General features: G+C 65.2%; 21 protein-coding genes and 1 riboswitch. Of the genes, 12 read left to right on the forward strand and 9 right to left on the reverse strand.

Translation table 11 applies throughout. From position 1 onward, the window contains the following. Window positions 1–90: 90 nt before the first annotated feature. Together lptG and lptF are read right to left on the reverse strand one after the other, a co-directional pair. Window positions 91–1191, reverse strand: coding sequence for an LPS export ABC transporter permease LptG (gene lptG / locus ACTJI5_RS20650; protein ID WP_058536854.1), 1101 nt, complete (start codon window positions 1189–1191; stop codon window positions 91–93). Further along, window positions 1192–2412 carry an LPS export ABC transporter permease LptF gene (lptF, locus tag ACTJI5_RS20655; RefSeq protein WP_082639649.1) on the reverse strand — a complete coding sequence of 407 codons (1221 nt, stop codon included), beginning with the start codon at window positions 2410–2412 and terminating at the stop codon, window positions 1192–1194. It abuts the gene before it with no gap. A gap of 133 nt (window positions 2413–2545) precedes the next feature. Between lptF and ACTJI5_RS20660 the strand changes: the two genes are divergently transcribed. The 3 genes from ACTJI5_RS20660 to ACTJI5_RS20670 are packed head-to-tail and all read left to right on the forward strand — an operon-like array spanning window position 2546 to window position 4924. Then, window positions 2546–3061, forward strand: coding sequence for a DUF2141 domain-containing protein (locus ACTJI5_RS20660; RefSeq protein ID WP_082639648.1), 516 nt, complete (start codon window positions 2546–2548; stop codon window positions 3059–3061). 17 nt (window positions 3062–3078) lie between these two features. Next, complete coding sequence (locus ACTJI5_RS20665) at window positions 3079–4053, forward strand: diacylglycerol/lipid kinase family protein (RefSeq protein ID WP_058536853.1); 975 nt, start codon at window positions 3079–3081, stop codon at window positions 4051–4053. A gap of 10 nt (window positions 4054–4063) precedes the next feature. Continuing rightward, window positions 4064–4924, forward strand: a complete 861-nt coding sequence (locus tag ACTJI5_RS20670; protein WP_440861626.1) for a hypothetical protein — start codon at window positions 4064–4066, stop codon at window positions 4922–4924. A 92-nt stretch (window positions 4925–5016) separates the two neighbouring features. On the opposite strand, the gene ACTJI5_RS20675 is transcribed toward ACTJI5_RS20670, so the two are convergent. From ACTJI5_RS20675 to ACTJI5_RS20685, 3 genes are all read right to left on the reverse strand, one after another. Then, window positions 5017–6978: an ATP-binding protein gene (locus ACTJI5_RS20675; RefSeq protein ID WP_058537023.1), complete on the reverse strand. Its 1962-nt coding sequence runs from the start codon at window positions 6976–6978 to the stop codon at window positions 5017–5019. Between the two features lie 113 nt (window positions 6979–7091). Beyond that, a complete protein-coding gene (gene spt / locus ACTJI5_RS20680) occupies window positions 7092–8294 on the reverse strand; it encodes a serine palmitoyltransferase (RefSeq protein ID WP_058536851.1) in 1203 nt (400 codons plus the stop codon). Window positions 8295–8402: 108 nt separating this feature from the next. Continuing rightward, window positions 8403–8639 (reverse strand): acyl carrier protein, encoded by a 237-nt coding sequence (locus tag ACTJI5_RS20685; protein WP_056372169.1) that lies wholly within the window; start codon window positions 8637–8639, stop codon window positions 8403–8405. 151 nt (window positions 8640–8790) lie between these two features. On the opposite strand from ACTJI5_RS20685, the gene ACTJI5_RS20690 reads away from it, so the two are divergent. From ACTJI5_RS20690 to ACTJI5_RS20715, 6 genes are all read left to right on the forward strand, one after another. Further along, window positions 8791–9363 (forward strand): Pycsar system effector family protein, encoded by a 573-nt coding sequence (locus tag ACTJI5_RS20690; RefSeq protein ID WP_440861678.1) that lies wholly within the window; start codon window positions 8791–8793, stop codon window positions 9361–9363. Window positions 9364–9385: 22 nt separating this feature from the next. Next, window positions 9386–10459, forward strand: coding sequence for a TIR domain-containing protein (locus tag ACTJI5_RS20695; RefSeq protein ID WP_440861627.1), 1074 nt, complete (start codon window positions 9386–9388; stop codon window positions 10457–10459). A gap of 109 nt (window positions 10460–10568) precedes the next feature. Then, window positions 10569–11966, forward strand: a complete 1398-nt coding sequence (locus tag ACTJI5_RS20700) for an MATE family efflux transporter (protein ID WP_058536850.1) — start codon at window positions 10569–10571, stop codon at window positions 11964–11966. Between the two features lie 131 nt (window positions 11967–12097). Continuing rightward, entirely contained in the window at window positions 12098–12385 is a 288-nt protein-coding gene (groES, locus tag ACTJI5_RS20705; RefSeq protein WP_037514464.1) for a co-chaperone GroES, read from the forward strand. A 63-nt stretch (window positions 12386–12448) separates the two neighbouring features. Then, the gene (groL, locus tag ACTJI5_RS20710; protein WP_058536849.1) at window positions 12449–14092 is read left to right on the forward strand and encodes a chaperonin GroEL; all 1644 of its coding nucleotides are present in this window, start codon (window positions 12449–12451) and stop codon (window positions 14090–14092) included. Between the two features lie 271 nt (window positions 14093–14363). Continuing rightward, the gene (locus ACTJI5_RS20715; RefSeq protein ID WP_440861628.1) at window positions 14364–15128 is read left to right on the forward strand and encodes a glutaminyl-peptide cyclotransferase; all 765 of its coding nucleotides are present in this window, start codon (window positions 14364–14366) and stop codon (window positions 15126–15128) included. Window positions 15129–15138: 10 nt separating this feature from the next. On the opposite strand, the gene ACTJI5_RS20720 is transcribed toward ACTJI5_RS20715, so the two are convergent. From ACTJI5_RS20720 to ACTJI5_RS20735, 4 genes are all read right to left on the reverse strand, one after another. Beyond that, the gene (locus ACTJI5_RS20720; RefSeq protein ID WP_440861629.1) at window positions 15139–15819 is read right to left on the reverse strand and encodes a DJ-1/PfpI family protein; all 681 of its coding nucleotides are present in this window, start codon (window positions 15817–15819) and stop codon (window positions 15139–15141) included. Between the two features lie 21 nt (window positions 15820–15840). Further along, window positions 15841–15933: riboswitch (ZMP/ZTP riboswitch) on the reverse strand. Window positions 15934–15967: 34 nt separating this feature from the next. After that, window positions 15968–16180, reverse strand: a complete 213-nt coding sequence (locus tag ACTJI5_RS20725; protein ID WP_440861630.1) for a hypothetical protein — start codon at window positions 16178–16180, stop codon at window positions 15968–15970. 78 nt (window positions 16181–16258) lie between these two features. After that, window positions 16259–16588, reverse strand: coding sequence for a hypothetical protein (locus ACTJI5_RS20730; protein WP_037514457.1), 330 nt, complete (start codon window positions 16586–16588; stop codon window positions 16259–16261). A 180-nt stretch (window positions 16589–16768) separates the two neighbouring features. Then, complete coding sequence (locus ACTJI5_RS20735; protein ID WP_058536846.1) at window positions 16769–17101, reverse strand: hypothetical protein; 333 nt, start codon at window positions 17099–17101, stop codon at window positions 16769–16771. Between the two features lie 229 nt (window positions 17102–17330). Here ACTJI5_RS20735 and ACTJI5_RS20740 point away from each other — a divergent pair, with 229 nt between their 5' ends. Genes ACTJI5_RS20740 through ACTJI5_RS20750 form a run of 3 tightly spaced genes read left to right on the forward strand, consistent with a single transcriptional unit; the run spans window position 17331 to window position 20301 of the window. Further along, complete coding sequence (locus tag ACTJI5_RS20740; protein WP_058536845.1) at window positions 17331–18317, forward strand: ArsR/SmtB family transcription factor; 987 nt, start codon at window positions 17331–17333, stop codon at window positions 18315–18317. Continuing rightward, on the forward strand, window positions 18314–19255 hold the full coding sequence (metF, locus tag ACTJI5_RS20745; RefSeq protein ID WP_440861631.1) for a methylenetetrahydrofolate reductase [NAD(P)H]: 942 nt from the start codon (window positions 18314–18316) through the stop codon (window positions 19253–19255). Before ACTJI5_RS20740 ends, metF begins: the two co-directional genes overlap by 4 nt. Beyond that, entirely contained in the window at window positions 19252–20301 is a 1050-nt protein-coding gene (locus ACTJI5_RS20750) for a homocysteine S-methyltransferase family protein (RefSeq protein ID WP_440861632.1), read from the forward strand. The genes metF and ACTJI5_RS20750 overlap by 4 nt, the downstream gene beginning before the upstream one ends. Window positions 20302–20303: the final 2 nt, after the last annotated feature.

Below are 20303 nucleotides of genomic sequence, written 5' to 3' on the forward strand. Positions count from 1 at the left end.
CGCTGGAGGTTTACACAGCGTCGAAGAATAAGGCCGACTGCGGCCCCCGCCTTCGCGGGGGCGACGACCAATAATTAGGCGCAAGCCGCCCTATTCCTCAGTCCGTATCAAAATCATCTCGCCGATCAGCGCAAACAATATGAACGGCCCCCACGCCGCGAGGAAGGGCGAGTAGGCGCCAAGGTCGCCCATCGCGAGCGCGAAATTGTCGGCGACGAAATAGGCGAAGCCGAGCCCCATGCCGATGATCGCGCGGATGAACAGCTTGCCCGATCGGGCAAGGCCGAACGCCGCGACCGCGCCCAAGAGCGGCATCAATATCGCCGACAGCGGGCCCGAAATCTTGTGCCACAGCACGCCCTTGAGCGCATCGACCGGCCGCCCCGCCGCCTCGAGATCGGCGATCGCCGACTGGAGCTTCAGGAAGGGCAGCTCGTCGCCGTCGACCTGCGCCAGCGTGAACTGGTCGGGGCGGACATCCTTCGCCGCGACGATCGTGCCGAGCGGTTCGAGCGTGCCCGAGCGGCGCAGGAAACGCCGCGCATTGGTCAATTCCCAGCCGCCGGCCGGAAGCGCGCGTGCGCTGTCCGCCGACAGCATCGACGACAGCACCCCGCCGGTGCGCTCGTAAATCGTCACATAGCCGAGGACGATCACCGGGCCGCTGGTATCGACCGTCGCGGCGTTGATCAGATTGTCGCCGTCGCGGACCCAGATGTTGGTGCGTATGCCGCTGTCCTTGGGGACTTTCTTATACTCGACCTTTTGCCAGGCGCTGAGCGCCGCGGTCGAGCGCGTGACGATGCGTTCGTTGAACGCAAAGCTGATCCCCGCGACGAGCAAGGCCGCGAGGAACAGGGGCGCGAGCACCTGATGCGCCGACATGCCCGACGCCTTCATCGCGATGACCTCGCTGTTCTGGTTGAGCGTCACCATCGTCAATATCGTGCCGAGCAGCACCGAAAAGGGCAGGAAGGTCTCGATAATCTGCGGCATCCGCATGCCGACATAGCGCCACACATCCGAATCGCTGTTGCCCGCGACCGCGAGGATCTTGCCGCTCTCGCCGAGCAGGTCGAGCGTCTGGAGGATCAGCACCAGCGCGAACAGGATCGAGAAGGACCGGACGAGAAAAAGGCGGCCGACGTAGAGCGCCATCGTCCGCGACGGGAAAAAGTGGAGCTGATGCATTTAGTTCACACTCTCCACCAGCCCCGGCTTGCGCTGAAACATCGTCAGCATTTTGCGGATTTTCTGCGCCGCCTTCGCCGCGACACGCTCGAGCGCACCGATCGGCTGGCCGCCGGGGACATGCGCGACGACATAATACATCCAGATCGCGAGCGCCGCGAACAGCAGATAGGGCACCCATAGCGCGATCAGCGGGTCGACCACCCCGCGCGCGCCCATGTCCTCGGCATATTGGTTGATCTTGTGCTGGGTGACGAGCAGCACGATCGACAGGAAGACGCCGAGTGAGGAGGTCGATCGTTTGGGCGGGATCGCGAGCGCGATCGCGATCAGCGGGATCAGGAACATCGACATCACTTCGACGATGCGGAAGTGGAAATTCGCGCGCGATTCCAGCCGTGTCTGCACCGACTGGCTCTTGTCCTTGCCCGCGACAAACAATTCGGGGATCGTCATTTCGCGGTCGGCGCCGCCGCGCAGGCGGAAGGCCTCGATCTTGGGCAGGGGGATCGGCAGGTCGTGATTGTCGAAGGTCAGGACGCGCGGAACCGAAAATTTCGGCGATTCATGGATCAGCACGCCCTGCGACAGGCGGAGGATGATTGTGTTCGGATCGTCGGTCGCGAGGAACTGCCCGCGCGCTGCGGTGGCCGACACGCGCTGTCCGTCTTTCTGCTCGCCGCGCACGAAAATGCCGCGCAAGCTGCGCCCGTCGTTGTAACTTTCCTCGATCCTGAGCGTCATGCGGTCGCCCAATTTGGTGAATTCGCCGACCTTGATCGACGCGCCCAGCGCGCCCGAGCGCAGTTCGAACTGCAGCCCTTCATAGGCGTAGCGCGCGACGGGCTGGATAAAGCCGACGATCGCCAGATTGAGCGCGGCGAGCGCGATCGCATAAGCGAAGGGCACGCGCATCAGCCGCCCGAAACTCATCCCCACACCCTTCAGCACATCGAGCTCGCTCGATGTCGCAAGGCGCCGGAAAGCAAGGAGAATCCCCAGCATCAGCCCGATCGGAATGCCGAGCGAAAGATATTCGGGGATCAGGTTTGCAAGCATGCGCCACACGACGCTGACCGGGCCGCCCTCGGTCGCGACGAAATCGAACAGGCGCAGCATCTTTTCGAGCACGAGCAGCATCGCCGACAGGACGAGCGTGCCGAGCATCGGGAAGAAGATGAGCCGCGCGATGTAGCGGTCGATGGCAGGAAGCTTATTCAATCTTTGGTCGCCCCATCACCATGATTTGGCCGCAGTTGTTTCCGATATGCCGATTCAAGGGCGACAGGGACCCGTGTCAGCGTGCGCTCTCGCGCTTGCTGAGATGGCTATAGCCTCTGGAGGTTTTGAGGTCATGTCGAAAATGTTTCTCGCCGGACTGCTTGGCGCCGGTGCTGCCGGAGCGCTGATCGCGCCCGTCGCGGCGCAGGGTGCCGCGCTGGGTCCGAGCGCCGCGCTGTGCAACAGCAACGCCACCGCCGTCCAGGTCGACGTGCGCGGTTTCAAGCAGCGCACGGGAACCGTGCGCGTGCAGATTTACAGCGCGAACAGCAGCTATCTGGAAAAGCGCAAATGGCTCGAGCGCGTCGATGTCCCCGTGTCGCGCGCCGGCACCATGTCGGTCTGTGTGCCTGTGAAGCAGCAGGGCAATTATGTCATTTCGGTGCGGCACGACATCAACGGCAACGGCAAGTCGGACCGTAGCGACGGCGCGGGCCTGTCGGGCAACCCCGACATGAAGGTCAGCGACTTCATCTTCAAGCGGAAGCCCAAGTTGGCAACGGTCAGTTTTGCGGTCGGCGGCGCCACCAAGCGCGTCCCGGTCGTGCTGAACTATGTCAACGGCCTGTCCTTCGACCCCGTCGAATAGAGAGACTTTAGGGATATATGGCAAGCGTCGCGCTCCTTTCGAATCCACGCTCCACGGGCAACCGCTCGCTGCTGCCGCGGGTTCGCGAATATTGCGCGGCGCACCCCGACATCTTTCATTATGAGGTCGAGGACGTCGACCAGATCGAAAAGGCCATTCGCACCATGGCGATGGTCGGCCCGCGCGTCGTCGTGATCAACGGCGGCGACGGCACGGTCCAGGCGGCGCTGACCGAAATTTATTCGGGCGACCATTTCGGCGGCTCGCCGCCGCCGGTCGCGGTGCTTCCGAACGGCAAGACCAACCTCATCGCGCTCGACCTCGGCGCCGAGGGCGATCCGATCAAGGCGCTCGATCGCGTGCTCGAACTCGTCGCGAGCGGCCGGCTCGAGGATCATGTAATCGAACGCCAGCTCATCTCGCTCGACAGCGGCGGCGAAGCGCGGCCGGTGCTCGGCATGTTCCTCGGCGGCGCCTATCTCGCCGACGTGATGCTCTATTGCCGCAACCGCATCTATCCGCTCGGCCTGCCGAACGGGATTTCGCATTTCCTCGCGGCGATCCTCGGGCTGTTCGCGATCATCTTCGGGATCGGCGGCGGCCGCCTGCCGCCCAAGCCCGAAAATATGACCGTGTCGCTGATCCGTCAGGGCGAGTTCAAAGGCAAATTCTCGCTGCTGATCGTCACCACGCTCGAAAAATTGCTGCTCAGCATCCGCACGAGCGACGGCGGCGGCACCAACGGGCACATGAAATTGCTCGCGACCGACAGCAATGTCGGCGCGATGTTCCGCATGCTCGGCGCGACCTGGCGCGGGACGTTGGGGCAAAAGCCGCTCGACGGCGTGCATTTCCAGCAGGGCGACGAAATCCGCATCGAGGGCGAACGGTCGAACGTCATCCTCGACGGCGAAATCTTTCAGGCGAAGCACGGCATGCCGATCATCCTGACCTCGACGCAGCCGGTTCCGTTCCTGCGCCTCGCCGCCTGAGCCTTCGCGCGTGTCCGACCTGCTCGATCTGGTCCGCGCCGAACTGGCGACCCCCGTCGACCCGCGCGCCGCCGCGATGGCAGCGGCGATCGCTGCCCAATATCCGGGCAGCGCGCGCGCGGTGCTGTTTTACGGCAGCTGCCTGCGCGAGAGCGAGCTCGACGGGCTGATGCTCGATTTCTACCTGATCGTGTCGGACTATAGCGACGCCTATCCCAAGCGCTGGATGGCGGCCGCCAACCGCCTGATCCCGCCCAACGTCTTCCCGTTCCAGTCGGGCGGGCTGATCGCCAAATATGCGGTGCTCAGCGAAGGTGATTTCGACCGGCTGAACGGTGCGGAGACGCGCAATGTGTCGGTGTGGGCGCGCTTTGCGCAGCCGTCGCGCCTCGTCTGGGCGGTCGACGATACCGCGCGCGACCGGGCCGTCGCGGCGGTGGCGCGCGCGGCACCGACGCTGCTCGCTGCGGCGGGCCGGGTCGATGGCGAAGCGTCGCTCGACTGGTGGCGGCGCGCCTTTTCGCTCACCTACTCGGTCGAGCTGCGCGCCGAGCGCACGAGCCGCGCACAGTCGGTGGTCGACGCCGATGCCGAACGATACGAGCGGTTCAGCCTGCCCGCGATCGCCGCGATCCCGGCCGATGCGCGCGCCGGCGGCTGGGCGCGGCGGCGGCTGGAGGGCAAGGCGCTCAGCATCGCGCGGCTTGCCAAGGCCAGCCTGACCTACGCCGGCGGGATCGATTATCTGGCGTGGAAGATCAATCGCCACGCGGGGACCAAGATCGAGATCAAGCCGTGGCAGCGCCGCTGGCCGCTCGTCGCCGCGCTGACTTTGGTGCCGCGCCTGATGAAGAGCGGGGCTATTCGGTAACACCCGTAGTCATCCCGGCGAAGGCCGGGATCTCGCCGGTGTGTCAGAAATCGAGGGTGAGATCCGGGCCTTCGCCGGGATGACGGATAACCCTAACTCGCCAGCCTTTGCCCTTCGGCCGGCCGCGCCTCGCCGCGCCGGCGGATGGCCTGGTCGAGCGCGGTGAGGGTAAAGGGTTTGCGCAGCACATCATGGTCGCCGAAGCTTTCGACCTCGCTCGCGTCGCCGGCATAGCCGGTCACGAACAGCACCGACAGGTCGGGCCAGCGCTGTTTCAGCTGCGCGACCATTTCGGGGCCGGTCAGCTGGGGCATCAGCACGTCGGACAGGATCAGGTCGAAACCGCTCCCTCCCTCCGCCAGCCGCCGCTCGACCAGCGTTTCGGCCTCGAGCGGGTTGCCGCAGGCGACCACGCTATGGCCCAGCTCGCTGACCGCATCGACCGTCGCCGCGAGGACGCGTTCGTCGTCCTCGACGACGAGGATGCTGAGCGCGTCGTCGGGCGATGCGGGACCGTCGGCATCGACGGGCAAAGTTTCGGTGGCCGCATCGGCCTCAGGCTTGGCGATCGGCAGCAGCATCGCGACGCTGGTGCCTTCGCCCTCGGTCGACGAAAGCTGCACTTCGCCGCCCGACTGGCGGCAGAAGGCGAAGACCTGGCTCATGCCCAGCCCGGTGCCCTGGCCCGCGGGCTTGGTCGTGTAAAAGGGATCGAACACGCGTTCGAGCACTTCGGGCGACATGCCGCAGCCGGTGTCGATCACCCGCACCGCGAGCGCCTTGCCTTCGCCATCGTCGAGCGTCTGGATCGTGAGCGAGCCATGGCTGTTCATCGCGTCGCGCGCATTGACCGCAAGGTTGAGCAGCGCATTTTCGAATTGCTGCCGGTCGACCCAGCAGGCACGGCCCGGCGCCTGCAGGTCGAGCGTCAATGCGATGCGGTCGCCGATCGTGCGTTCGATCAGCTCGGCAAAGCTCGTGATGCACGCGTCGACCGCGACCATCTCGGGTCGCGCGGGCTCCGACCGGGCAAAGGTCAGCAGCCGGCGGGTCAGGTCGGCGGCGCGATTGGCGCCGTCGAGCGCGTTCGCGAGGTGGCGCGACGCTTTTGCGGGCGACCGTTGCGCCAGTTCGAGCCCGCCGACGACGACCGCCAGCATATTGTTGAAATCATGCGCGATGCCCCCGGTCAGCTGGCCGACCGCCTCCATCTTTTGCGCCTGGCGCAGCTGGGCCTCGGCGGCTTCGCGCTCGATCATCTCGCCGCGCAGCGCATCGTTCGCGTGCGCGAGTTCCGCGGTTCGTTCGTTGACCGCCGCCTCGAGCTGCGCGGCGCGGTCGCTTTCGATCAGCTGCTCGTTCCGCGCGAGCCGCCGTTCGCCCTCGGCGCGGATCAACGAGAAGGTCGTGCCGATCGCGATGACCGCGGCGCCCGCGCCGAGTAACGAAAAGAGCAGGATCGCCTGGTTGAGGCTGGCGCGGTCGGCCACGGCAAGCCGGTTGCGCTCGCGCAGCAGTGCGCGCTCGTTCGCGATGATTTCGCTGAGCAGCTTGTCGATCCGGCTGACGCCCTGGCCTTTGCCCGCCGCATAATATTTCGAAATGGCCGCGACGGTCTGGTTATAGTTGGCGCTGAGCGCCGCGTCGCCAAGCTGCGCCCCGCGGCTGTCCATTTCGCGCGTCAGCTGTTCGACCAGCGCCATCTGTTTGGGATTGTCGCGGACGTTACGCTGCAATTGCGCGAGGAACTGCCGCGCGCGGCCCCATTGATATTCATAGACGCGCCCATCCTCTTTCTGCAGCCCGACCGCAAAGCGGCCGAGCGACGCCTCGGCGCGCGCGATCGCGGCGTCGACCGACCGCGTTTGCGAAATGACTTCCATGCTCTGCGTCTGCCAGCCGAGCGAGCGGTCGTAATTGTCGTTGGCGCGCGCGAGCAGCAGCACGAGCGCCCCGACCACACCGGTCAGGATCGCGCCGAGGACGATCGTCAGCCAGAAGCGAACACGCTCCCGCCGGCCGTCATTTTCGCTGTCGCCATCCCTCTCGAACACGCGCATCTCTTACCGGACAAGCGCGGCGCCGCAAAGCGCCGAAGCCGCCGTTAACTTAACACCGCTTCAACTCGACCCGAAAAGGAATCCGCTGGTCGGCGCGCAGGCTCGGTTCAGCCGATAATGCCGACGCGCTGGCCGGCGCGTTCGAACCGGCCGAGGATTTCGCCGACCTGTTCGATGCTATGCTCGGCGCAGAGCGAGCAGCGGAGCAAGGTCATGCCCGCGGGGGTCGCGGGCGGGCGCGCGAGGTTGACGTAAAGGCCTTCTTCCAGCAGCGCTTCCCACATCATCGCGCCGCGTTCAAGGTCGGGCATGATCACCGCGATGATCGCCGACTGCGGCTCTTCGGTGCCGAGCTGGAAGCCGAGGTCGCGCAGTCCCTTGTGCAAAACCTTCGAATTTTCCCACAGGTGCGCGCGCTTGTTCGACCCGTGCATCAGCTTGCGGATGCTCGTCGCCGCGGTCGCGACGACGCTTGGCGGCAGCGAGGCGGTGAAGACATAGGGACGGCAGACGAGCCGCAGGATTTCGAACTTCGGATGGTTCGACACACAGAAGCCGCCGACGGTGCCGACGCTCTTGCTGAAGGTGCCGATGACGAAGTCGACGTCGTCCAATACGCCCTGCGCCTCGGCGACGCCGCGGCCATTCTCGCCGATGAAGCCCATCGAATGCGCTTCGTCGACGAGCACCATCGCGCCGGCTTCCTTCGAGACGCGGATCATTTCCTTCAGCGGCGCAACGTCGCCGAGCATCGAATAGACGCCTTCGAGCACGACGAGCTTGCCCGCTTCGGGGGGCAGGCGCTTCAGTCTTTTTTCGAGCGCCTCGACGTCATTGTGGCGGAAAGCGACGATTTCGGCATTGCCCATCGCGCAGCCGTCATAGATCGACGCATGGCTGTCGATGTCGAGGATGACATAGTCGCCCTTGCCGGCGATCGTCGAAATGATGCCGAGGTTCGCCTGGTACCCCGTTGAAAACACCATGGCATGATCCATGGCGTAAAATTCCTTGAGCGCCTCTTCGCACTCCTTGTGCCCCTGATAGGTGCCGTTGAGCACGCGGCTGCCGGTCGTGCCGCTGCCGAACTTGTCGAGCGCGTCCTTGCCCGCGGCGATGACATCCTCGTCGAACGTCATGCCCATATAATTATAGGTGCCGAGCAGGATCGTCTCGCGCCCGTTACAGATCGCGACGGTCGGCGAGATCACCTTTTCCATCACCAGATTATACGGATCGGTGACTCCGGTCGCGAGCAGATCCTCGCGCTGCTGGATCAGCGGGTCGAATTTCGAAAAGAGGTCGGTCATGTCAAATGTCCAAAATCCGTTCGCATCGAGCGAAGTCGAGATGCCCCTCGAACTTGCGCTGTCCCGATGGGTGTCTCGACTTCGCTCGACACGAACGGGGAAAAAGATTTAGCCCTGCAGCTTCTCGACCGCGGCGACCAGCTGGCCGACGGTTTCGATTTCGGCCTGCATGTTCATGCTGATGATGATGTCGAACGTATCCTCGACCTCGGCGACGAAATCCATCACCGTCAGGCTGTCCCATTCGAGGTCGCCGGCAAAGGTGGTGGCGTCGGTCAGTTCGACGCCCTTCTTGTTGAAAGGGGCAATCAGCCCGAAAATCTGGTCGCGCAGGGCGGTGCTCATGTGGTGCGTCCCATAAAGATATGAAGTTGCGTGCGGCATGCCGCGAAGGCCTCCGATTGGCAAGCGAATGCGGCGGGAACAGGGCAGCATCTTGCCGCTGGCGGGACTTCGTGGCATCGCTGTGGCGGGTCGCCAGCAGGGGCAGCTTGGCATGGACAGCGAAGATTCAAAGATATCGCAGGGCCGGCCGGCGATTTCCTTTCCGCCGAACGCGGTGCACCTCGTGCGCACCAACCAGCAGATCACGATGCAATTGTCGCAGATGGCCGACCAGAAGGCATCGATCCTGATGGGCGCGACCTTCGTCGTCTTCACGCTTGCGATCGGGCAGGCGCGCTCGGGCGGCGGCGCGCTTGCGATGCCGCTCGCGATCCTCGCGACCTTTTCCTTCCTCTCGGCTTTGCTCGCGGTGTCGGCGGTGCTGCCGCGCGTCGGCAGGGCGCCGCCGGTCGTCTACAAGGACGGCAAGGATCACAGCAATATCCTCTTCTTCGGCCGCTTCGAACAGATGGACGAGGATGAGTTCATCGCCGCGGTGAAGGCGCGCCTGCGCACCGAGGAGGATCTCTATGAGACGATGCTGCGCGATACCTACCAGAATGGCGTCGTCCTCGCGCGGCGCAAATATCGCTATCTTGCCTATGCGTACCGGCTGTTCGTCGTCGGGTTGACGCTGACCTTCCTGGCTTTTGCCTTCGAGATGGCGACGCTTTGGAGCAAATGATCCCTCAAAGCATTATCCCAGCATGACCGACGTCTTCATCAGCTACAAGCGCGAGGAGCGCGGGCGATGCGTTGCGATCTGCACCGCGCTCGTCGACCTGAAGCTGTCGGTCTGGTTCGACGCGCATATCGAACCGGGCACCGATTTCGATCGCGAGATCGAGCGTGAGGTACGCCGCGCCAAGGCGGTGCTGGTCCTCTGGTCCGAACTGGCGGCCGACAGCGACTGGATCCGCGCCGAAGCGCGCACCGGGCGGCAGAGCGAAAGGCTGGTCGCAGCAAGGCTTGACGACTGCCTGCCCCCGCTCGAATTCGCCTCGGTACAGGCGGTTGACCTGTTCGACCGGCCCGATTTTCAGGCGGGCGACGGTTGGCGGCAAATCGTCGCGCGGATCGGCCGTCTCGTCGGACGGCCGGGGCTGGGCGATTATGTCCGCTACGAACAATCAGCCGACGCGGGACAGTGGCGCGGCTGGATTGCGGCTAACGCGGGCGATCCGCTTCTCGGCGAGGCGCGCGAACGGCTGGCAGCCCTCGCGGGCGCCAAAGTCGCAGGCACGCCTTCGCCCGTTGCCGACCGTCCAGAAACGACGGCGGCTGCGACCGATATCGCTCCGGACCGGCTGGGTCATATCGCCGCGTTCGTGCGCCGCCATCGCCTGACCGCACTCTGCGCGATTGGCATTGCGCTGCTGATATGGGCGGCTTCGGCTTATTGGTCCGGACAGCCGGTCGGCGCGCCGGTCGATAGCGAGGCGTCGTTGGCCGGGGTCGAGGCGCCATCGGGGCCGCCGCCGGCGGTCGTCTCCGACATGACGGAGGCGTTCGTCCCCAAAGATCTCGGCTCGGCGGTCTGCAACACCGGACCTTATCCGATTGCTTTTGACAGCGGGATGGCGGCGATCACGCCCGATTCGCGCGCCATGCTCGACATGCTGGGCAAGGTCGCGCGGGATTGCGGCGGCGGGATCGAAATCGTCGGGCCGAACGACCGGATGACCGCGGTCGTGCAAAATTATCTGGAAGCGCGGGGCGTTGCGCCGCGAAATATCACGCGCCGCACTTCGGGCTCATCGGTCGAAATCACCCTGCGCTGATGCGCATGCGCCGGCAGTTGTTGCCTTTTTGCCACCCCTTGGGCCGAAAAGCGGAGTGATCGACGCGCGCAATTGAAAGCGTCGGGCCGCTCGCCTATCCGGGCCGGCTATGCTGCATCAGGCCGCCCCTCTGACCGCGGAAACACCGCCGAGCCTCCGCGCCGAATTCCGCGCGACGCTGGCGCTTGCGGTGCCGCTCGCGGCCGCGAACCTGTTGCAAATGCTCGTCCATGCGATCGACGTGATCTTCGTCGCGCGGCTCGGCGACGCGGCGCTCGCCGCCTCGTCGCTCGGCGTCGCGATCTTCGGACTCCTGCTGTGGACCGGCTCCGGCCTTATCGGCGCGTCGGCGCCGCTGATCGCCGCCGAGCTCGGCCGCCGCAAGCATGCGGTGCGCGAGGTGCGGCGAACCGTGCGCATGGCGCTGTGGCTCAGCGCGCTGGTCTCGCTCCTCTTCATGGGCATCTGCGCCGCGGGCGGGCCGATCATGCTCGCGACGGGGCAGCCGGCCGAAACCTCGGCGCGTGCCGCGGGCTTCCTGCTGATCCTGATGTGGGGCATGTTCCCGATGATCGCCGCGGCGGTGCTGCGCATCTTCGTCTCGGCGCTCGGGCGGCCGACGATCGCGACCGCGATCACCTTCGGCGCGCTGTTCGTCAATGCGCTGGGCAACTGGGTGCTGGTGTTCGGCCACCTCGGCATGCCCGCGCTCGGCCTCCACGGCTCGGCAATTTCGAGCGTGATGACCAGCTTCCTGATGCTGATCGCCTATGTCGTCGTCATCCAGAGCGACCGGCGGCTGCGGCGCTATCATCTGTTCGGCAACTGGTGGCGGTCCGAATGGACGCGCTTTTTCGACATGCTGCGCATCGGCACGCCGATCAGCCTGACGATCCTGGCCGAGGCGGGGCTGTTCACCGGCGCCGCCTTCCTGATGGGCCGCATCGGCGAAACCGAGCTCGCCGGGCACACGATCGCGCTGCAGGTCGCGGCGCTCGCCTTCCAGATCCCCTTCGGCGTCGCGCAGGCGGCGACGATCCGCGTCGGTCTTTTCTATGGCGCGCGCGACCATCGCGGTATCGCACACGCGGGGCAGGCGTCGCTCATCCTCGGCATCGGCTTCATGGGGCTGACCGCGCTCATCATGTGGCTGTTCCCGTCGCTCGTGCTGTCGATCTATGTCGACGTCGATGCCGCGCGCAACGCCGCGCTCGTCGGTTTCGCGATGCAGTTCCTCGTCGTCGCCGCCGCCTTCCAGCTCTTTGACGGGGCGCAGGCGGTGGCGGCCGGCGTGCTGCGCGGATTGCAGGATACGCGCACCCCGATGATCATCGCGATCTGCGGTTACTGGATCGCGGGTTATGGCACCGCCATCTACCTCGGCTTCTGGACGCCGCTCGCCGGCGTCGGGGTGTGGATCGGGCTGGCCGTGGGGCTGATTGTCGTCTCTGCCGTGCTGCTGCTCCGCTGGCGGATGCGCGCGCGTCTGGGCCTGCTTCCGGCCTGACGCAAAAACTTCGCGAGAATCTTGTACCCCTGCGCTTGACGCCTATCTGACTCCCACCCATATGGCCGACTGTTAGCACTCGCGTCCTGTGAGTGCTAAACGACATCATTTCCATCTCTGGAGGGATTTCCATGCAATTTCGTCCGCTGCACGACCGCGTGCTTGTTCGCCGTATCGAAGCCGAAGAAAAGACGGCTGGCGGCATCATCATCCCCGACACCGCCAAGGAAAAGCCGCAGGAAGGCGAAGTCGTCTCGGTCGGCACCGGGACCCGCGCCGATGACGGCAAGGTGACCCCGCTCGACGTCAAGGCGGGCGACCGCATCCTGTTCGGCAAATGGTCGGGCACCGAAGTCAAGGTCGACGGCGAAGAGCTGTTGATCATGAAGGAATCGGACATCCTCGGCGTCATCGCCTGAGCGATTTCATCGAATTCAGTGTGAAGTTACGCAGTTTTCTGCGGATTTTAAAGGAACAAGCCCATGGCTGCTAAAGACGTAAAATTCAGCCGCGACGCGCGTGAGCGCATTCTGCGCGGCGTCGACACCCTCGCCGACGCGGTGAAGGTGACCCTCGGTCCCAAGGGCCGCAACGTCGTGATCGACAAGAGCTTCGGCGCGCCCCGCATCACCAAGGACGGCGTCACCGTCGCCAAGGAAATCGAACTTAAGGACAAGTTCGAGAATATGGGCGCCCAGATGCTGCGCGAAGTCGCATCGAAGGCGAACGACAAGGCCGGCGACGGCACCACCACCGCGACCGTTCTGGCGCAGGCGATCGTGCGCGAAGGCATGAAGTCGGTTGCCGCCGGCATGAACCCGATGGACCTGAAGCGCGGCATCGACCTCGCGGTCACCAAGGTTGTCGAAACGATCAAGGCGCAGTCGAAGCCCGTTTCGGGCACCGCTGAAATCGCGCAGGTCGGCATCATTTCGGCCAATGGCGACAAGGAAGTCGGCGACAAGATCGCCGAAGCCATGGAAAAGGTCGGCAAGGAAGGCGTGATCACCGTCGAGGAAGCCAAGGGCCTCGATTTCGAACTCGACGTCGTCGAAGGCATGCAGTTCGACCGCGGCTACCTGTCGCCTTACTTCATCACCAACCCCGAAAAGATGCTCGTCGAGCTTTCGGATCCGTACATCCTGATCTTCGAAAAGAAGCTGTCGAACCTCCAGTCGATGCTTCCGATCCTCGAAGCCGTGGTGCAGTCGGGCCGTCCGCTCCTCATCATCGCCGAAGACATCGAAGGCGAAGCGCTCGCAACGCTGGTGGTCAACCGCCTGCGCGGCGGCCTGAAGGTCGCTGCCGTCAAGGCACCGGGCTTCGGCGATCGTCGCAAGGCGATGCTGCAGGACATCGCGATCCTCACCGCCGGTGAAATGATCAGCGAAGACCTGGGCATCAAGCTTGAGTCGGTCACGCTGAACATGCTTGGGCAGGCCAAGCGCGTCACGATCGACAAGGACAACACCACCATCGTCGATGGTGCTGGCGACCATGATGCGATCAAGGGCCGCGTCGAACAGATCCGCGCGCAGATCGAAACGACGACCAGCGACTACGACAAGGAAAAGCTGCAGGAACGTCTGGCGAAGCTCGCCGGCGGTGTTGCCGTGATCAAGGTCGGCGGCGCTTCGGAAGTCGAAGTGAAGGAACGCAAGGACCGCGTCGACGATGCGCTCCACGCGACCCGCGCTGCGGTCGAAGAAGGCATTGTCCCCGGCGGCGGTACGGCGCTTCTGTACGCGACGAAGGCTCTCGACGGCATGTCGGGCGTCAACGAAGACCAGACCCGCGGCATCGACATCATCCGTCGCGCGCTGCAGGCTCCGGTTCGCCAGATCGCTGAAAACGCGGGCTTCGACGGCGGTGTCGTCGCGGGCAAGCTGTTCGACCAGAACGACAGCAACTTCGGCTTCAACGCCTCGACCGACGTCTATGAAGACCTCGTCAAGGCCGGTGTCATCGACCCGACCAAGGTCGTGCGCACCGCGCTGCAGGATGCGGCCTCGGTTGCCGGTCTCTTGATCACCACCGAAGCCGGCATCGCCGAAACACCTGACGACAAGCCCGCCATGCCCATGGGCGGCGGCGGCATGGGCGGCATGGGCGGCATGGACTTCTGACGACCCCAACAGGTCGTCACCCCGGCGAAGGCCGGGGTCGCATGCCGACTTGCCGAACGGCCAAGTCAAAAAAGAAGGGCCGGGGGAGCAATCCTCCGGCCCTTTTCTTTGTGCAATTTATCTTCATCGTCACCCCGGACTTGATCCGGGGTCCATGCCACGGGCGGCGTCATGGATGCCGGATCAAGTCCGGCATGACGAAAATGGCATGACGAAATAGGGCAGGCGGGACATTGCCAGTTCAGGCGATGCGGCATAGCTAAGAGTGGTGATGCTATTCGTTCTTCCCCTTGCGCTGCTCGCCGATCCTGCGGTTGCCGCCCCCGCGCCGCCGCCGATCGAGCGCTGCGGCTACCGCATCGTCGAAACCTTCCCGCACGACGCGACCAGCTTCACCCAAGGCCTCTTCTGGGACGAGGGGCATCTGTACGAGGCCACCGGTCAATATGGTCAGTCCCGCGTGGCGCGGCTCGACCTCAAGACCGGCAAGGCGCTGGCGCAGACAAAGCTGCCGGCCGACCAGTTCGGCGAAGGCATCACGCGCTGGGGTGATCAGATCATCGGCGTGACCTGGCAGGGCGGCGCCGGCAATCGCTGGTCGATCAAGGATCTGAAACGCGCCGGCACCTTCAAATATGAAGGCGAGGGCTGGGGCGTGACGATGGTCGAAGGCAGCCTGGTGCTCAGCGACGGCACGACGGAGCTCCGCTTCTTCGATCCCGCGACAATGAAGGAGCAGAGGCGCGTCACGGTGCGCTTCGGCGGCCGGCCGATCTCGATGATCAACGAGCTGGAGACGATCGACGGCCAGATCTGGGCGAATGTGTGGATGACCGATTTCATCGTCCGCATCGATCCCGCCACCGGCAACGTCGTCTCGCTCGTCGACCTGACGGGGCTCAAGGCCGACGCCGGTGTCAGGGGGACCGACAGCGTGCTCAACGGCATTGCATGGGACGCGAAAACGAAGCGCTTGTTCGTCACCGGAAAATATTGGCCGAAACTTTACGAAATCGCACTCGCGGGCTGCCGTTAGGGTCTGGACCCTAACCGCCCGACAACGCCGCCTCCATCCGCGCTGCTGCGGCGTCATAGACATGCTCTTTCAATCCCGCGGTGATCGCCTTGGGCGCGCGGTCGGGATGGCCGCCGGGGAAGGGCGGCGCGGGATCATATTCGATCGCGAGCTGGATCGCCTGCGCGACCGCATCGCCGCGCAGCCGGGCGATGAGCGTCAGCGCGAAATCGAGCCCCGAGGTGACGCCGCCGCTGGTCACGACATTCCCGTCCTCGACGACGCGTGCCTTCACCGTTTCGGCACCGACCAGTGGCAGCAGGTGGGTATAGGCCCAGTGCGTCGTCGCGCGCTTGCCGTCGAGCAGCCCGGCGCGGCCGAGCAGGAAGGCGCCGGTGCAGACGCTCGTCACCCACTGCGCGCCCGCCGCCTGGCGCGCGATGAAATCGATCGTCGCGGCATCGCCCAGCGCGTCGGCGACGCCGTGCCCGCCGGGGATGCAGAGGATGTCGCCCTGCGGCGCACTCGCGAAATCATGCGTCGGCACGATCGCGAAGCCGCTGTCGGTCATGATCGGGTCGAGGCTGGCCGCGGCGCCCGCGAGTATGGCACCGGGCATGCGCGAAAGCGCCTGCGCGGGAGCGGTGAAATCGAGCTGGGTGATACCGGGAAAGAGCAGGAAGACGACGGTGGTGCTGGGCGTATCGGTCATGCGGATGTCCTTGCGCTGGCGATGGATCACCCAGGCGCGCGGCTCCTGTCGACCTGTCGGTCCGCCCCGCTTCCCGATGGGACTCCATCTTCAGCGCCAGTTGCGGGGCGAGAGCAGCCTAACGCCCTGATGCGGCGAGGGGAAGGCGCTATTTGACGGTCTTTTCGGCGTCGCCGTCCGGCTTGTCCGCGGCGGCTACCGGCGCGCTATCGCGGCTTTCGAGCATTTGGGCGGCATCGTCGAGCGCCTTGGCCTCGCTGACGGTCACGCCGCCGGGGCCGGGCTCATTGTCGGTGCGGCTGCATCCCGTCGTCAGGATCAGCATCGCGAGCGCGGCGCTCGTCATCCGAAGGTCGATCATCGCATGCGCTCCCATGAAAAAGGGCCCCATCCGTGGTGGATGGAGCCCCCGATATCAGCCCGAAGGCGTGCCGACGACTTACTTCTTGTCGTTGGCTTCGGCCTTCTTGGTTTCTTCGGCGATATTGGCGCCGGCCTTGTCGGCGGCTTCGCCCGCGGCATTCACGGTGCCTTCGACGGCGTTGCCGGCCTTGTCGGCGGCGGCGGCGGTCGCATCGGCGGCTTCGTCGGCGGCAGCAGCCGTCGCGTCGGCAGCGCCAGCGGCAGCATCGGCAGCGGCATCGCCAGCGGCGGCGGCGTCATCGGCGGCCGAAGTGGCGGTTTCCGAAGCGGCGTCCTGGGTTTTTTCCGAGCAGGCGGCGAGGCTGAAGGCCGCGGCGGCCATCGAGGCGATGATGATCTTGCGCATGATATTCCTTTCGAATGCAATGGCCGGGCGACGGCCATAGGGACTGAGAGTTAACGGCGGATCAGGGGCTTGGCAACTGCGCCGATTGATACCTGTCCCGAATGAAAAAGGGGCCACCGGCGAACCGGCGACCCCCCTTTGCCTGTGGCATTTCTTCGGCCTGAAAGGCCGAAAAGACGCTTACTTCTTGGCTTCTTCCATCGCGCCCTTGGCGGCGTCGGCAGCTTCCTTGGCAGCATCGGCAGCTTCGGTCGCCTTGTCGGCAGCCTTGGCAGCGTCGCCCGAGGCAGCGGCATCGCCAGCGGCGTCGGCAGCGGCGCCGGCTTCGCCAGCAGCAGCTGCGGTCGCGTCGGCAGCGCCTTCGGCCGCTTCCATCGCGCCATCAGCAGCGCCTTCGACGGTCGCGGCTGCGTCTTCGGTTGCAGCAGCCGTGTCGTCGGCAGCCTTTTCGGCGCAAGCAGCGAGGCCCATCGAGGCGGCGAGGACGAGCGACAGAGTGATCGATTTCTTCATTTGGGAATACCCCTCTCGGTTTGAACTGACCGATCGGCACAGGAACTGATCGATCCCGAAATTTGCCAATCGCGCGCAGAATTACCCCCTCGCCAAATGGCACGCAACGCCCTTTTTGCCAGAGCCCCGCTGTTTCGTCGTAATTCGGTCCCGGCTGAAGGGTGCGTGGCGGAAATAGGGGAGCGGCGCTTGGTTGACCGGATATAAAGAAAGCTTTATATGTTACCCCATGAGCGAGCTGATCGACATTTTCCGTGCCCTCGCGGACCCGACGCGATTGCGAGTCGTCGCGCTTTTGCGCGAGATGGAGCTCGCGATCGGCGAATTGGCGGTCGTGCTCGACCAGAGCCAGCCGCGCGTGTCGCGCCATGTCCGGATCCTTGTCGAGGCCGGGATCGTCGAGCGGCGGCGCGAAGGAAGCTGGGTTTTCCTGCGCATCGCGAACGGCGGGCCGGTCGCCGACATTATCGGCCAAGCCGAAAAATGGCCTTTCTCTGCGCGCGAGACGCGGGTCATCGCGCATGATGCGCGGCGGCTGGCGGCGGTGCGCGACGAGCGCGCGGCGTCCGCCGAACGCTATTTTGCCGAACATGCCGCCGAATGGGATGCGATCCGGTCGCGCCACGTCGCCGAAAGCGAGGTCGAGGCCGCGATGCTGGCGATGATGCACAACCGCCGGCTCGGGCACCTGCTCGACATCGGCACCGGCACCGGCCGGATGGCGGAAATCTTCGCGCCGACCGCGCGCCGCATCACCGCACTCGATCGCAGCCCCGAAATGCTGCGCATCGCGCGCACCAAGCTGGCGGAGCAATCGGTTCCGGTCGACCTGCTCCAGGGCGACTTCCTGAACCTGCCGGTCGATGATGCGAGCATCGACAGCATTGTCATCCATCAGGCGCTGCATTTCGCGCACGAGCCCGACCGCGTGATCGCCGAGGCGAGCCGGGTGCTGCGCGGCGGTGGCCATTTGCTCGTCGTCGATTTCGCGCCGCACGAGGACGAAGAGTTGCGCAATTTTGCGGCGCACGCGCGCCTCGGCTTTTCGGACGCGCAGATCCGCGGCTGGTTCGCGTCGGCAGGGCTGCTGCTGGAAAATACCCAGACGCTGGAAGGCGGGGAGCTGGCCGTGAAGCTGTGGCTCGGCCGCCGTCGCAGCGATGAAGATCAACCCCCCGTCATCGGTGACGGACAAAGTAAAAGGCTTGCGGCATGACGTCGAACTTGAATTCGCTGGCAGAGGCGCGCCGCGCCGCGGCCTCGCCGCTGTTCGCCAATCTCGAAGGCGACATCGGCGTCAGCTTCGAATTCTTCCCGCCCAAGACCGAGAAGATGGAAGCGCAGCTGTGGGACACGTTCCGCACGCTCGAGCCGCTGGGGCCCAGCTTTGTGTCGGTCACTTATGGCGCGGGCGGATCGACGCGCGAGCGCACCCATGCGACCGTCGCGCGCATCGCCGCCGAAAGCGCCGTTCCGCCCGCCGCGCACCTGACGTGCGTCGAGGCCTCGCGCGCCGAGATCGACGAGGTCGCGCATGCCTATTGGGATGCCGGAGTGCGCCATATCGTCGCGCTGCGCGGTGACGTCCCGGGCGGCGCGCCGTACCGCGCGCATCCCGACGGCTATGCCAATGCGATCGAACTCGTCGCGGGGCTGAAGGCGATTGCGCCGTTCGACATTTCGGTCGCCGCCTATCCCGAAACGCATCCCGACGCCGATTGTCCGCAGTCCGACCTCGACAATCTGAAGCGCAAGCTCGACGCGGGCGCGACGCGCGCGATCACGCAATTCTTCTTCTCGCCCGACAGCTTCCTGCGTTTCCGCGACGCGGCTGCGGCGGCGGGGATCACCGCACCAATCATCCCGGGCATCCTGCCCGTGTCGAACGTGTCGCAGACGCGGCGTATGGCCGATATGTGCGGCACCGCGATCCCCGCGTGGATGATCTCGCTGTTCGAGGGGCTCGACGACCTGCCCTCCGCGCGCCAGCTTGTCGCCGCAACGATCGCCGCCGAAATGTGCCGCCGCCTCTATGCGGGCGGGGTGCGCGACTTCCACTTCTACACGCTCAACCGCGCCGAGCTGAGCTATGCCATCTGCCACCTCCTGGGCCTCCGCCCGGCGGTGGCCCCCGCGACGGAGAAAGCCGCATGATCAGCGCACGTGAAGCCCTGCAGGCAGCGGCGAAGGAACGTATCTTGCTGACCGACGGCGGCTGGGGCACCCAGATCCAGCTCCGCAAGCTGGTCGAGGCCGACTATGCCGGCTCGCTCGGCCTGACGCACGACCAGAAGGGCAATAACGACATCCTCGCGCTGACGCGCCCCGATGTCGTCACCGCGATCGGCGAAGCCTATCTGGCGGCGGGGTCGGACATCGTGTCGACCAACACCTTCAGCGCCAACACGATCAGCCAGGCGGATTATGGCGCCGAGCATCTGGTCGCCGACATCAACCATGAAAGCGCGCGGCTGGGCCGCGAAGCCGCCGATCGCTATCAGGAGCGCGACGGTCGCCGCCGTTTCATCGCGGGCGCGGTGGGGCCGACGAACAAGACTTTGTCGCTGTCGCCCGACGTCAACAATCCCGGCTATCGCGAGATCGACTTCGACGAGCTCAAGAATGTCTATCTCGATCAGGTCGTGGCGCTCGCCGAAGGCGGCGCCGATTTCATTCTGATCGAGACGATCTTCGACACGCTGAACGCCAAGGCTGGCATCGCCGCGACGCTCGAGGCCGAGGCGAAGGTCGGGCGCGAACTGCCGCTGATGATTTCGATGACGCTCACCGATCTCAGCGGCCGCAACCTGTCGGGGCATACGGTCGAGGCTTTCTGGTACGCGGTGCGTCATGCCAAGCCGCTGACGATCGGGCTGAACTGCTCGTTCGGCGCGTCGCAGCTTCGCCCGCATGTCCGCGTGCTGTCGGACATCGCCGACGCGCTGGTGATGGTCTATCCGAACGCGGGCCTGCCGAACGAACTCGGCGAATATGACGAAATGCCCGACACGACCGCGGGGCTGGTGCGCGAATGGGCCGAGCATGGCCAGGTCAACATCCTCGGCGGCTGCTGCGGGTCGACCCCCGCGCATATCGCGGCGATGGCCAAGGCGGTTCAGGGCCTTGCGCCCCGGCATATTCCCGAGGTGCCGGTGCGGACGCGGCTCGCGGGGCTCGAGCCCTTCACCATGGCGGCCTGAAC

Source organism: Sphingopyxis sp. 22461 (assembly GCF_052044915.1).
Taxonomy (GTDB): domain Bacteria; phylum Pseudomonadota; class Alphaproteobacteria; order Sphingomonadales; family Sphingomonadaceae; genus Sphingopyxis.

Coding starts and splice junctions, on each gene's coding strand:
- ACTJI5_RS20730 (WP_037514457.1), bottom strand. CDS start 16,588: ATGCGCAAGATCATCATCGCCTCGATGGCCGCCGCGGCCTTCAGCCTC.
- groES (WP_037514464.1), top strand. CDS start 12,098: ATGCAATTTCGTCCGCTGCACGACCGCGTGCTTGTTCGCCGTATCGAA.
- lptG (WP_058536854.1), bottom strand. CDS start 1,191: ATGCATCAGCTCCACTTTTTCCCGTCGCGGACGATGGCGCTCTACGTC.
- ACTJI5_RS20660 (WP_082639648.1), top strand. CDS start 2,546: ATGTCGAAAATGTTTCTCGCCGGACTGCTTGGCGCCGGTGCTGCCGGA.
- ACTJI5_RS20715 (WP_440861628.1), top strand. CDS start 14,364: ATGCTATTCGTTCTTCCCCTTGCGCTGCTCGCCGATCCTGCGGTTGCC.
- ACTJI5_RS20720 (WP_440861629.1), bottom strand. CDS start 15,819: ATGACCGATACGCCCAGCACCACCGTCGTCTTCCTGCTCTTTCCCGGT.
- ACTJI5_RS20665 (WP_058536853.1), top strand. CDS start 3,079: ATGGCAAGCGTCGCGCTCCTTTCGAATCCACGCTCCACGGGCAACCGC.
- metF (WP_440861631.1), top strand. CDS start 18,314: ATGACGTCGAACTTGAATTCGCTGGCAGAGGCGCGCCGCGCCGCGGCC.
- ACTJI5_RS20695 (WP_440861627.1), top strand. CDS start 9,386: ATGACCGACGTCTTCATCAGCTACAAGCGCGAGGAGCGCGGGCGATGC.
- ACTJI5_RS20700 (WP_058536850.1), top strand. CDS start 10,569: ATGCTGCATCAGGCCGCCCCTCTGACCGCGGAAACACCGCCGAGCCTC.
- ACTJI5_RS20750 (WP_440861632.1), top strand. CDS start 19,252: ATGATCAGCGCACGTGAAGCCCTGCAGGCAGCGGCGAAGGAACGTATC.
- groL (WP_058536849.1), top strand. CDS start 12,449: ATGGCTGCTAAAGACGTAAAATTCAGCCGCGACGCGCGTGAGCGCATT.
- spt (WP_058536851.1), bottom strand. CDS start 8,294: ATGACCGACCTCTTTTCGAAATTCGACCCGCTGATCCAGCAGCGCGAG.
- ACTJI5_RS20690 (WP_440861678.1), top strand. CDS start 8,791: ATGGACAGCGAAGATTCAAAGATATCGCAGGGCCGGCCGGCGATTTCC.
- ACTJI5_RS20740 (WP_058536845.1), top strand. CDS start 17,331: ATGAGCGAGCTGATCGACATTTTCCGTGCCCTCGCGGACCCGACGCGA.
- ACTJI5_RS20685 (WP_056372169.1), bottom strand. CDS start 8,639: ATGAGCACCGCCCTGCGCGACCAGATTTTCGGGCTGATTGCCCCTTTC.
- ACTJI5_RS20735 (WP_058536846.1), bottom strand. CDS start 17,101: ATGAAGAAATCGATCACTCTGTCGCTCGTCCTCGCCGCCTCGATGGGC.
- ACTJI5_RS20725 (WP_440861630.1), bottom strand. CDS start 16,180: ATGATCGACCTTCGGATGACGAGCGCCGCGCTCGCGATGCTGATCCTG.